The 11,883-nt window shown below is 73.0% G+C and carries 9 protein-coding genes and 1 pseudogene; 1 reads left to right on the top strand and 9 read right to left on the bottom strand.

Annotated features, from left to right (window positions below; translation table 11 throughout):
- Positions 1 to 97: 97 nt before the first annotated feature.
- Positions 98 to 712 (top strand): hypothetical protein, encoded by a 615-nt coding sequence (locus QI554_RS02455; protein WP_281465271.1) that lies wholly within the window; start codon positions 98 to 100, stop codon positions 710 to 712.
- A 72-nt stretch (positions 713 to 784) separates the two neighbouring features.
- On the opposite strand, the pseudogene QI554_RS43670 reads toward QI554_RS02455, so the two are convergent.
- The 9 genes and pseudogenes from QI554_RS43670 to QI554_RS02410 form a co-directional block, all read right to left on the bottom strand.
- Positions 785 to 1,078 (bottom strand): annotated as a pseudogene (locus QI554_RS43670) (SUMF1/EgtB/PvdO family nonheme iron enzyme); the annotation flags it as partial.
- Positions 1,011 to 1,271 carry a hypothetical protein gene (locus QI554_RS02445; RefSeq protein WP_281465270.1) on the bottom strand — a complete coding sequence of 87 codons (261 nt, stop codon included), beginning with the start codon at positions 1,269 to 1,271 and terminating at the stop codon, positions 1,011 to 1,013. The pseudogene QI554_RS43670 and the gene QI554_RS02445, both read right to left, overlap by 68 nt.
- Positions 1,268 to 1,486 carry a hypothetical protein gene (locus QI554_RS02440; RefSeq protein WP_281465268.1) on the bottom strand — a complete coding sequence of 73 codons (219 nt, stop codon included), beginning with the start codon at positions 1,484 to 1,486 and terminating at the stop codon, positions 1,268 to 1,270. Before QI554_RS02440 ends, QI554_RS02445 begins: the two co-directional genes overlap by 4 nt.
- 109 nt (positions 1,487 to 1,595) lie before the next feature.
- Positions 1,596 to 4,298, bottom strand: coding sequence for a winged helix-turn-helix domain-containing protein (locus QI554_RS02435; RefSeq protein WP_281465267.1), 2,703 nt, complete (start codon positions 4,296 to 4,298; stop codon positions 1,596 to 1,598).
- 81 nt (positions 4,299 to 4,379) lie between these two features.
- Positions 4,380 to 4,631, bottom strand: coding sequence for a PLDc N-terminal domain-containing protein (locus QI554_RS02430; RefSeq protein ID WP_281465265.1), 252 nt, complete (start codon positions 4,629 to 4,631; stop codon positions 4,380 to 4,382).
- A 135-nt stretch (positions 4,632 to 4,766) separates the two neighbouring features.
- Entirely contained in the window at positions 4,767 to 5,660 is an 894-nt protein-coding gene (locus tag QI554_RS02425; protein WP_281465263.1) for a YhjD/YihY/BrkB family envelope integrity protein, read from the bottom strand.
- Positions 5,661 to 5,994: 334 nt separating this feature from the next.
- The gene (locus QI554_RS02420) at positions 5,995 to 6,282 is read right to left on the bottom strand and encodes an SHOCT domain-containing protein (protein WP_281465261.1); all 288 of its coding nucleotides are present in this window, start codon (positions 6,280 to 6,282) and stop codon (positions 5,995 to 5,997) included.
- Positions 6,283 to 6,346: 64 nt separating this feature from the next.
- Positions 6,347 to 6,802, bottom strand: coding sequence for a DUF6325 family protein (locus tag QI554_RS02415; protein ID WP_281465260.1), 456 nt, complete (start codon positions 6,800 to 6,802; stop codon positions 6,347 to 6,349).
- 309 nt (positions 6,803 to 7,111) lie between these two features.
- On the bottom strand, positions 7,112 to 11,788 hold the full coding sequence (locus QI554_RS02410; protein ID WP_281465259.1) for a cation-translocating P-type ATPase: 4,677 nt from the start codon (positions 11,786 to 11,788) through the stop codon (positions 7,112 to 7,114).
- Positions 11,789 to 11,883 lie beyond the last annotated feature (95 nt).

Genomic DNA, 11,883 nt, shown 5'->3' with positions numbered 1-11,883 from the left:
GCGGCTCGACAGGTTCCCTTATGGGCGAAATGTCTATCATGAACTGTGGTGTGGATCACTTCACCACGGCCGTTTCGGTCGACGTCGAGGAGGGCGGGTGGCGATGCTGTCGCATCCGGAGGCCCCGGCGGCCGCGTCCGCGCTGAGCCGGGGCATGCATGTGCATCCGCAGGACGGGGCGTGCTTGATGGAGTACGTCAGCCTCGTGGCGGGGGTGCCGTTCAGCGACACGCCCGCCTGCACGGACCGCCTGGTCGCCATGGTGGCGATCCTGGCCAACGACAACGTGGAGGGCGCGCGCCGAGGCGGGCTCGTCGCGTACGCGTCCGCGCTCGAGTCCTGTCCGCCGCGCACCGCCGAGCAGCGAGCCGCCACGCTCGTGGCCGTGCTCGAGGTGGCGATGCGGTTCTCCGGCGATGCCGGACTCGCCCGTCGGCGGCGCCACGCCGAGCGGCGGCGGGCCCACCTGGCCGGTCGTCCCGAGGGCACGGGCCTGGCCGCTCGAACACGTGCACGCCTGTGGCTGTCCGGCCCCGCCCGGCAATCTCTGGAGTACGCCGTCGCCGTCGTCGCGAAACTGCCCGCCGACCGCCGCGACGCGACGCTGCTCGCCATGCTCGAAGCCGCCATCACCCCTGATCGGGAGACGCGGGCGACGACATCGCGGACGGGACACGCGACAGCGGACCGCGTTGCCGGCCTGGCATCCTGATCAGCTGCCGGCCCGTCCCCGCAACGGGTGGGTGACGCCACGGCGCAGCACTCGGGATCGCCCGCGTCCAGCTCATCCGCCGTCCGCAGGCGGCGACATCGTTCCCGCGCAGCGGAAGCCGATGTCGCCGGTGGACGAGTCGGGGGTGTCGGGCATCCGCGCGGAGACGCGGTAGCGGCGGCAGTAGGAGGCGTGGCAGAGGTAGGAGCCGCCGCGCAGGGCGCGCGGTCCCGTAAGGCGGCCCGGCGGACCAGACCGCCGCGGGCGCTCGGCCGCGCGGTCGCGGCTGTGCGCCTGGTCAGCGGTAGTGCGCGAGGATCCACTCTGCGCCCCGGTGGGCGGCGACGCAGCGGCGTCTGACGTGCCTGGACCCGGCGTGCCGTCCCTCGGGCAGCGACCGGTCGGCCGCCGCGCCCAGTTCGCGGGCGTACCGCTGGAGTTCGTGGAGCAGCCGCTGGTCCGGGTGCGGAACGGCGCTTACACGGCTGTACGCGGTCTCGACCGCCTCCAGCGCGCCCTGCAGTTCCGGGGAGTCCGGGTGTGGACGTGGGGAGGTCACGACTCCTCCTGACGGGTCTCCTGCGGCAACTGCCGCATTTCCAGCACGTGCAGGCCCAGCGACTGGAACCGCATGAGCACTTGGTAGAGGTGGGCTTCGTCCGTCACGGTGCCGAAGAACAGCGTCTGGTCGGGCACGCGTGCCCGGTCGAGTTCGGGGAAGGCCCCGCCGACCGGTTCCGACACATCGCCGGCGACGCGGAATTCGTAGCGCATACGGCACGTCCTCGAAACCGGGGTCGGAACGGGAAGGGCTGCTCTCCATCGTCGACCGGTGCACGCGCACCGCGCATCGCCCGCTCCGGGCGAAATCCCGCGTCCGGGGTCACAGGATCCCCAGATCGCGGGCCTTGCGGACCGCGTCCCTGCGCCGCGACACGCCGAGCTTGCGGTAAATGCTCGTCAGGTGGGTCTTGACCGTGTTGGCGGACACGTACAGGGCGGCCGCGATCTCCTCGTTGGACGACAACTGCGCGGCCTGGACCAACACGTCACGCTCCCGGTCGCTGAGCGGCGTGATCGGCGTGGGGGTCCGCTCTCGCGCGCCGAGGGGCGGTGAACCCACAGCGCGCTCCGGCAGCCAGGCGTGCGCCCGCGCCAACTGCGGGTCCTGGCGCAGGAACTGACGCAGCCACGGGCCGCCGTGCTCGACGAAGACGCGACGCAGTCGCTCCGGCCGCGCCAACTCCAGCGCCTGGCGCAGTCGGCGCTCGGCCTCGCACGGGGAGCCGGACGCAGCTGCGGCCTCGGCCTGGAGCAGGCGTGCTTCGGCGAGGCAGGCGGCTGTCGAGGACCTGTCGTCGCCCAGGCCGGCCAGCAGCGCGAGCGCCCGTTCGCCGCTTCCCACGGCCAGCAGTGCGCGGGCTTCGGCCACGGTGTGCTCGGGTCGGCCGGCCGGGGCCGGGCCCAGGACGGCGAGCGCCGCGTCGGCATCGCCCTGTGCCAGGTGCGCCACGGACTTTGCGATGGCGAGTTCGTCGACCTCCCAGTCCGACAGGAAGGCGGTACGCAGCGACAGTTCGGCGCCGTGCAGCAGCGCGAGCGCTTCCTCCCAGTCGCCTGCGGCGGTGGCGAGCCTGGCCCCGACAACCGCGGCCTGGACCGCGACGAGTGGCTCCACGGGAGGTCGCGCCGACGCGTGCGCGGTGCCGAGTTCGGCGCGGGCGGTCTCCAGGTCGTCGCGCTCCGCCGCGACGGCGGCCAGCACTACGTGGCCAAGGCCAGTCGGCGGACCGCGCACTGCGGATCGCCGCGCCTTGGCGAGGGCCTCGGACGCGCGCGCCTCCGCTTCCCGCAGCCGTCCCCGCAGAAGCTCCACCAGGGCCAAACAGCCCAGCGCATCACAGAGTGGGGCTTCGGCATAGGGGCAGCCGCAGGCGGCGACGGCGGCCTGGAGGCCTGCCTCAGCCGGGTCGAGGTGCCCGGCGGCCAGTTCGGCTGCTCCCAGGCCCACCGACACCACCGCCGTGACGTGCTGCTCGCGCAGCCGTTGCGGTACTCGGCGCAGCAGGTCTTCGGCGCGTGCCGCCTGATCTCCGACGGCGGGATCGCCCGTTCGCCGGCCGACCAGCATCCCAAGCACAGCGCGGCCAAGCAGCAGGCGCGGATCGGCCGAGTCGGTCAGACCCGCGTCCGCGCGCCGCAGCCCAGCGGCGCAGCCGTCGATGTCGCCGGCCGCGAGACGGCACGCCGCCGTGACCAGGGCACAAGCGGCGTCCGGCAGGTCCGCCGGCATCCGCGCGAATGCGCTGGTCTGCCACCCGTCGGCGACGCGGGCGATCGCCAGATCGTCGATGACCGATGCCGCCGCGAACAGCCAGTCACCCGCGGCGGCGGCCTGTGCCACCGCGTCGTCCACGTGGCCGGCCTCGGCGAGCCATCGCGCGGCGCGGCCACGCAGGCGGGGCTCCAGTCCCGGGTGCTGGTACCGCAGGTGGGCGCGCAGCACCTCCGCGAACAGCGGGTGGAAGCGATACCACGCTCCCCCGGAACACCCGGCCCCGTCGATCCGCTCGAGGAAGGCGTTGGCTCCGGCCAGCCGGGCGAGCGTCCATCCCGCGTCCTGGCGGCCCGTCAGCGCGTCGGCGAGATCGGGGAGGACCCGGTCGGTGACGCACGAGCGCAGCAGAAGGTCCTGCGTGGCGGGCGGCTGCGCGTTGAGGACTTCGGCGATCAGGTAGTCCGCGACCGCCGTACGATCCGCGTCGAACTCGCGGACGAACGCCTCCGGGTCGTGGCTGCGTTGCATCGCCAACGCGCACAGGCGGACCCCCGCCGCCCAACCCCCGGTGCGCTGGACCAGCAGTTCGACACACGCCGGGGAGACGTCCAGCCCGTGCACGCGCAGCAGTTCCCCCGCCTCCGCGGCGGTGAACACCAGATCCGCGTTGCGGATTTCGGTGATGTCGCCCGAGGCCCGGTAGCGGTGCAGTGGCATCAAGGGGTCGGTCCGACTCGTCAGCACGAGCCGTAGCCGGCCGTTGGCGTGCGCCAGCACGAAGTGCAGGCCGTCGGCGATCCCTCCCGCCGCAAGTCCGTCGAACTGGTCGACCACCAGCACCGTCGGCTCCGCTCGGGCGGCCAGCGCGGCGGCGACCCGGGTCAGGAACGACCCGTCCACCCCGTGGCCCCGCGCCGGCGCGGGCACCTCGGGCCGCAGCCGAACGCCGGTCCGCCGCAGCGCCTCCAGCGCGTGGGCCCAGAACAGCTCCGGCGTATCCCGAGGCTCCGCCGTCACCCACGCGATCGCGCGAGGTACCGAACCGGACCGGGCCCAGTCACCCATGAGCGCGGTCTTCCCGGCGCCGGCGGCACCACTGACCAGGGTGAGCGGCCCACGGACCCCCTCGGTCACGCGCGCCGCGAGTGCCGGCCTGCGCACGAAGGCCTTGGGAGCCGCCGGAACCGCGAACCGCACCTCGAGCAGCGGTTCGCCGGTCAGCGGCACGTTCCGGTCTTCCGGGAGACCGGGCGGATCGGACGCGACCGGATCGTGCATCAGCGGCACCAGGGGGTTGGTGATGATCAACTGCCCTCTGTCCCACTGAACCGCACTTCCACCGCGCGTGCTACTCGCGCGCCCGCTGCGACAGCGACCGACCTCGCCGACTCACCGTCCGACGCGGCTGCTCATGTCGCCGCCGCGGACGGCTACGTAAATGAGCACGCCGATGAACGGGATGATGATCACAAGGACAAGCCAGCTGGCCTTCGCCAGTCCGCTCAGGTCCGAAGAGCGGAAGACATCGACGATGACCCCGATCAGCAGGACGAGCCACAGGAACCCCAGGACGACCCACATCACCGTCCAGAAAGCCCCGAGCACCGGATAGTCGTACGCCAGGTTCATCGAGCCGTCCATCGGGCACCTCCCGTCGTTGGCGCTTCCCTCGCACCATGCGCCCGCCGCCCGGGGTGGGCCATCCTCCGAAACGGGTGAAGCCGACGGCCCGCCCCGCCGTGTGGCGGATCCACCGGTCGACCAGACCGCTGCGGGTCATGACGTCCGCCGCATTTTCGCCACGGCCGCTCGGAACGACAGACCGCGCTCCTGCCACACCAGGCCCAGCGCCGCGCCCAGGATGAGCACCACGCCGATGGCGATGAAGAACGACATGAAGGCGAAGACGACCCCGATCGAGCCGTACTTCCGGTCGTACTCGGTGATCATGCCGGAGAAGATGACGGAGAAAACAGCCTGCATGCCCGTCCAGCAGGCACCCGTGGCGACGGCGCAGGGGAGCAGCCTCCGCCAGCCGAGCCCTCCGGCCAACAGCAGCCACATCCCGCACCACCAGAAGGCGGTGACCAGGACGAGGCTGACGATCCAGAAGAGCACCGGCACGCTCGCGTGCAGCCCCGGCATCACCCAGCCGGCCAGGCTCAAAACGCCCACCAGCAGGGCCAGCCAGGCCAGCGCGCCCAGCCGGTCCCGCGTCCGCCGGGGTTGCACGTCGAAGACCCGCTGGTAGACCTGCTGAACGGCGGTGGCGGCGCCGATGCCGGCCAGGATGAAGAACGCCCACGACAAACCCGTGACGGCCGCGGACGTGTCGGCCGAGGTCGTGAACAGCTGACCGACATCGTCGGCCGCCTCCTTGTTGAGGCCCATGCGGCGCGACAGACCCGAGGCGGCCGAACGCCCCTCCAAGGCGACGAGCACCAGGAGGAACGGGACGGCACACAGAAGGAGTGTGGCGGCCAGGAGCATGGACCGGTTGATGAAGTCCACCGCGTCCAGTTGGCCCCACAGGTGTTCGGCCCAGGACCCGGCGTACTTCCGCTTCGCCCATGCCGCAGCTCGCCGCACACGCCCGCTCTCCGCGGACTCCCCGGCCTGCGGCGCCCGGTCGGCGCTTGGGCCGTCCGGACGTTCCGATGGCGCCGTCATGCCGCCTCCTCCCGGCGGAGGACCACCAGGGACCGGTGATCCGGGCCGGTACGGGTCACTTACGGGACCGCCACAGCGGCTCCCGTCGGGCGTCGATGCCCGAGCCTCACCTCGTGGTTGCCGGGCGCGACCGTCGCCCTCAGGCATACCGGGCCCTCTTCCGACCGTAGGACCCCATGCCCACGGAGGCATCTCAGGCGGGACGAGGCACCACGCCCGCCATGACGGACATCCACTCCCCGGTGCCGCGGGCCTTGTCCTTGCCGGGGGGCGACCCGGGAGACTCCGGTCGCAGGGGTCCGCCGGGGAAGTCGGTGTGGAAGGCGGGGCCTGGTCAGGAGCCGAGGAGCTTGGCCTTCTGTTCGGCGAATTCGGCGTCGGTAAGCACGCCTTGTTCCTTGAGAGCGCCCAGTTCCTTGAGCTGAGCCAGCCTGTCGCTCGTGTCGTCGGGCGGCGCTGCCGGAGGCTCTTCGGCGTACTGTGCGGGCGGAGGCGGTGGTGCGGCGGCCGCCTCCTGCTCGGCCCATCGGCCCTGCTGGCGTCGCGAGACGCGGTTGGACACGGCGGTGGCGGTACCGGCGACGACTGCCGTACGCGCGACTCCGCGGATGAGGCCTGGCATGTCGGTGTTCCCTTCTTCGTGCGGCGTGGCGCCGCGGTGGTCAGCACGTTGGTTCCGCGTGTCCCTAGGGGGCTTCTGCATCCCGTGCCTCGGCGGACTCCAGGGCGTCCAGCACCGCTTGGACCGGGATGCGGCCACTCGCGACGAGTTGGGCACCCGAGCGCCGCATGGCGGTGGCGAAGGGTGCCGCCCAGGTGTTCTCGTACACGAGGAGGCCGGCTGAACTGCCTGGCGACAGGACGCTGCCTGCCTCGTCGATGTCGTCATCGCCGAGGAGACCGGACGAGGCGCCTTCGAATACCGCCAGGTCCAGGTGCCCGTCGCCTGTCAGGTCGCCGATCTCGACCGCGGTGACCGAGCCGTCGAGCTCCTTCTTGACGAACCTCAGGTCCAGGATGCGGATGAGTCCGCGGTCGACCAGGTCGACGAGCGCCGGAAGGCCTTCGCCGGTCATGCGGCTGCCGGGGAATTCGAGGACGAGATAGTCGATGGGGCCGATCTCGGCGGAATCGTCGTTCATGTGGTTCTCCATTGCGCGCTGCGCCCGGCGCGTGCCGTCGGGCGAACTCATCGTGCTTTCCGGGAGGTTCAACCGGAGCACCGTGCGCGGGCGACGTTGCCGACGTTGAGTGCCGGCGACGTGGCCGTCGGCGCCCCGTCACGCCGGCGCCGTCAGCGGACGGCGACTCGATGCTCTCCTTTCCTTTCTCGCACACCAGGCCCGTCTTCGCAGAACGCGTTCACCGCGGAGTCGGGCCGACGCCTGGCAGCGACGGGCTATCCGGTCATCGGCGAGACGACGGCGCATCGGCTTGGCGCGGCGTGCCGCTCATGACGCGTCCGCCCGCGCTTCGTCGTCGGTCAGCAGGCGCGGAGCGACGGCGGCGGCGATGGTCGCGGCGGTGGAGCAGGAAGCGACCGTCGCCCATGCGACCGGCCCGAGAGGTGTGCAGCCGAAAAAATGACTGACCCCGGGCGTCTGCACGACGGTGACGAGCGCGGCGGTGGAGATTCCCACGGTGGCCAGGACGAGCGGGCTGCGCCAGTCGGTGATGAGCGTCTGGCCCAACTGCGTGCCGACCAGCGCGGCGAGCCCCATCGTGGCGGCCCGGGTCCGCAGTCCCGTCATGCGGCCGATCTGCCAGGAGCTCACGGCTCCGAGGGTGGTGGCGGTGCCGCGTACGGCGAGGACGCCGCCGAGGTCGCGGCCGAGCTCCGAGGTCACCGGGCCGTCGGCCAGCGGGTCCTCGCCGGGGACCGGGTTGCGGACCGGGGCGAGTGCGACCGCGAGTGCGGGCAGCATGTCGGTGAGCAGGTTGACCAGCAGCAGTTGGCGGGTGCCCAGTGGGGCGCGGCCGGACAGGGCCGTGCCGAGCAGGGTGAAGGCGACCTCTCCCGCGTTGCCGCCGACCAGGATGGCCACCGCGTCGCGGACGCTGCGCCACAGGGTGCGGCCTTCGAGTAGCGCGTCGAGGATGCGGGTCGGGTCGGGGTCGGTGAAGACGAGGTCGGCGGCGGCGCCGGCGGCGCCGCCGCCCGTGGACAACCCGATGCCGACGTCGGCGAGCCGGATGGCGGCGGCGTCGTTGATGCCGTCGCCGGCCATGGCGACCACCCGCCCGGCTCGTTGGAGGTCTTGGACGATGCGGACCTTGTGTTCCGGGGAGACGCGCGCGAAGACGGTGGTCTGGGCGACCTTTTCGATCCGGCTCTGTTCGGGGAGGCGGTCGAGCTCGCTCCCGGTCGCCACCTCGTCCGCGCGGGGGATTCCCAGTTCCTGTGCGACGGCTGCGGCGGTCGCCGGATGGTCCCCGGTGATCATGGTGACGCGAACGCCGGCGTCGTCGAGACGTTTGACGGTCTCCGCGGCCCCGTCCCTGGGAGCGTCGGCGATGGCCAGGAAGCCGAGCAAGGTGAGGTCGCGGGCGAGCGCGGGCACGTCGTGCCCGGGGCGGGGGGCCTCGGCCGGGGTGGCCTCGGCGACGGCCAGGACGCGCAGGCCGTCGCCGGCGAGGCGACGCACCAGTTCGTTCGCGGTGTGCAGCAGGACCGCGTCGAAGGGGGCCCGGACGGCGTCGCCGTCGCCGGCGGGTGGGAGGGCGACCGCGGCGGCGCAGCGGGCGAGCACGGTCTCGGGGGCGCCTTTGACCGCGAGGAACGGGCGTCCGGCGTCGGTGCCCAAGGAAGCGGCGTAACCGCGGGATGTCTCGAAGGGCAGTTCGGCGACCAGGTGCCAGCTGTCGTCCGCTGCGCAGTGCCGCTTCGCGGCGTCCTGGACGGTCCGGTCCGTGGCGTGCGCGGCCGCCCTGTCCCCGTCGGGCCGAGGGCAGGCGCGTGCCGCGGTCCGCAGCAGGTGCCGTCCGGCGGGACTGTCGAATTCCAGCTCGTGGTCCAGCGCGGTGACCCGGGCGACGGTGAGCCGACCTTCGGTCAACGTGCCCGTCTTGTCGTAACAGACCACATCGACACGGCCGAGGGCTTCGAGGACGCGGGCGGAGCGGGTCAGGACCCCGTACCGGGACAGGCGGCGGGCGGCCGCGGACTGGGCGACGGTGGCGACGAGGGGCAGGCCTTCCGGGACCGCGGCCACGGCGACCGCCACCCCGGAGGCGAGGGCTTCGCGCACCGGCACTCCGCGCAGCAGACCGAGCACGGTGACCGCGGCGCCGCCGATCCCGACCGCCGGCAGCGCGGCCTTGGTGAGCGTCGCCAGGTGGCCTTCCAGACCTGTCGGGACGGTCGCGGCTCCGGCCAGTTCGGCGGCGCGCCCCGCTTCCGTGAGTGCGCCGACGGCCACCACGACGGCGTAGCCGCTGCCGGCGAGCACGGTCGTGCCCTGGTAGACCATGCAGGAGCGGTCGGCGAGTTCCGCGCCGGGCGTGGCCCGGGGGTCCTTGGCGACCGGCGCCGACTCACCGGTCAGGCTCGCTTCGTCGACCTCGAGGCGTCCGCTGACCAGCAGCCTGGCGTCCGCGGGGACGACGTCGGCGGGGCCCAGCGCGATGATGTCCCCGACCCGGAGTCGGTCGGCGTCGACGGTGTCCTGGGTGGCCGTGTCCAGGCCTGCGAAGAACGGCGCCTGTGTGTGCACCCGATCGGGCGGGGCCCACGTCACCCGGCGTGCGGTCTGCTTCTGGGTCAGGAGCAGGCTGTGCAGGGCCCGTTCGGCGCGGACCCGCTGTGTTCCGCTGACCAGGGCGTTGCCGGCCATCACACCGCCCACCAGAGCGGAGTCCACCGTGGACCCGACCGCGGCGGAAGCCGCCGTTCCGAGAGCGAGGACGGGTGTGAGCGGATCGCGCAGTTCCTCGCGCACCGCGTTCAGCAGGCGACCGCTCTCCCGCGCGGCGACGTCGAGTCGCGTGGTCCGGGCGGCGAACCGGGCGACGTCGAACATCGTGTCGAGGCCGAAGCCCCCTGGTTCGGACGGCTGTTCGCTTCGGAAGTGGGCAGGACTCGTCTCACGGCCGGGGTGCAGGATGCCGAGGGTCTCGCGCGCTCCAAGCGCGTGCCAGGCCCCCCGGACGCGGGCGGTGGGAAGGGGTCTCGCGGCCAGGCGGCGGGCCGCTTTGACGCTGCTGAGCTGCGCGAGGAAGGCCGCGGCGTAGATCGGGGAGGTCGTCAGGCCGGCGAGGCTTTGGCGGCTGCCGGCGGCCGCGATCAGGGCGCCCAGCGCGGATCCGCCCAACGAGAGGTGTGCGGATTTGGTGCTGATCCGGCGGGCCTCGTCGACCGCGGACAGGATGCGCCACGCCTGCTCCAGCCCGGGTCCGCAGATCAGGTCCGCCGACCAGCACACCTGGTCGGCGCGGTGCCCGGGCGGCAGGACGCCGACGCCGACGTCCGCCGCGTCCAGGGCGTGGTCGGCGGCGGAGGCGACCACCAGGACGACCTCCCCGCCGCTTTGCAGCTTCCGTACCTCGTCGGCCGGCGCGGCGGCGGCCGGCAGCGTCCGGTCGGCCCACGGGAGGAGTTCCTCGGCGCTGACGTGCTCGGTGAGCAGCAGGCGGCGGCCGCCGGAACGGGCGGCGGCGACGAATGCGTCGGCCAGTGGGTCCAGTTCGCAGCCGACGCGGACACGGCCGTGGCAGAGGCCGTCGGCGTCGTGGAGTTCCAGCGCCAGACCGGCGGTTCCGTCGGGGCCTTCCTCGGCGGCGCCCGCGGGACGTCGCAGCAGCCATCCGTTCGCCGCCCAGGGGCCCGGTTGGCACAGGTCGGGGACGGCGAGGTCCCCCAACACCGTGTGGGCCGCGCCCCACACATCGGCTTCCGACCGTCCCTCCGCGGGTTCCGCCGACAGTAGCCGCACGCGGGCGCCGCACAGGACGGAGGACTCGATCAGGACGGTTGTCACGCGGTCCAGGACGCGCAGCGCGTTGCCGTCCATCGGCACCACGCCCGCACACGCCAAGTCGCGGCCGAGCCGGGCGCTGAACGCCTCCCGTCCCATTCCGGCGGCCTTGGGCGCCGTGGCCAGGATCGCCATCGCGGCCGGTCCCGGGTCGCGGGTCCATGCGAGAAGTCCGGCGGCACCGAGCACTGTGGCCAGCGAGGTTCGTTCGCCGCACACCTCCACGGGGCCCGCGGGCAAAGGCACGGGACGCGGCTGCCGCTCGGGGATCCGCGGGGCCAGCCCCTTGCCCCCGCGCACCAGCTCGTCCTCACGCTCCTCCCACACCGCCTGCCGCGCGCGGATCTCGGCCAGCTGCCACATCCGTTGCGCCGCGTCCAGGACGAGGGGGCCGAGGCCTTCGGTCAGCGCGTGCACCACCGCACTGGACACCCCGAGGACGGTGTCGGCGTGCGGTTTGCCGATCCGCTCCTCCAGCATGCGTCGCAGCCGGGGCTCGGTCTCCGCCAGGACCACGGGAACCCGCAACGCCACCGGGAAGGCCCCGAGAGGAACGACGTGCCGCGCCGCGGCCACCGCCAGCCCCACGCAGTCGGCCACGAGTGACGCCTTGGCCATCGCGGCCGGCGCGGTCTCGTACGGGGGCTGCGGGCGCATGCCGAGGAAGTCCTCGTCGCTGCTGCCGTGCGCTTCCTCGAGCTGCTCCACCAACTCGAGTACCGCGTCGACGCCGACGCTTTCCTCGTCGAGCTCGATGACGACCTGCCCCAGTACGGCGTTGACCTCCGCCCAGTGCACGCCTTCGACGGCACGCAGCGCCGAGGTCAGCTCGCGGGTCAGGCGCTCGTGACGCTCGCCGTGGCCGATGAGGCCGCGCACCTCGATGTGGGCGCGCCCGGTGCGCCGCCACACCCGTCGGCGGCCTCGGCCGGCACCGGCGTCCGCCAGGACGGCCGCAGCCTCGACGAGGTCGGCCGGCACCGCGCGCAGGGCTCGGCCCACGGCCGTTCCCCCGCGTTCCAGCAGGCCGGCGGCATCCTTCGCGGCTCCCCCGAGGGCTGTGACGCGTTCCGGAACCAAGCCGGACATCGAGCTCGCGATCCCGCTCCACCACATACGCGTCTCCTGCTCAGCCTCGGGGTCAAGGGCCCGCACGGGGTCTCCGAACCCGTCGGCCCGACGCTGCGCAACCCAGGGGATAAGTGTTGCGAATCGGCATAATTGATGCGTAAGTTACTAGATTACTACGC

The sequence above is a fragment of the Yinghuangia seranimata genome, assembly GCF_029953285.1.
In the GTDB taxonomy this organism is placed as follows: Bacteria; Actinomycetota; Actinomycetes; order Streptomycetales; family Streptomycetaceae; genus Yinghuangia; species Yinghuangia seranimata.
This window is presented reverse-complemented; position numbering and strand designations above follow the sequence as displayed.

Bases quoted from the DNA above. Each gene is read 5' to 3' on its own strand.
- QI554_RS02440 (WP_281465268.1), bottom strand. From the start codon at position 1,486: ATGCGCTACGAATTCCGCGTCGCCGGCGATGTGTCGGAACCGGTCGGC.
- QI554_RS02430 (WP_281465265.1), bottom strand. From the start codon at position 4,631: ATGGACGGCTCGATGAACCTGGCGTACGACTATCCGGTGCTCGGGGCT.
- QI554_RS02425 (WP_281465263.1), bottom strand. From the start codon at position 5,660: ATGACGGCGCCATCGGAACGTCCGGACGGCCCAAGCGCCGACCGGGCG.
- QI554_RS02420 (WP_281465261.1), bottom strand. From the start codon at position 6,282: ATGCCAGGCCTCATCCGCGGAGTCGCGCGTACGGCAGTCGTCGCCGGT.
- QI554_RS02415 (WP_281465260.1), bottom strand. From the start codon at position 6,802: ATGAACGACGATTCCGCCGAGATCGGCCCCATCGACTATCTCGTCCTC.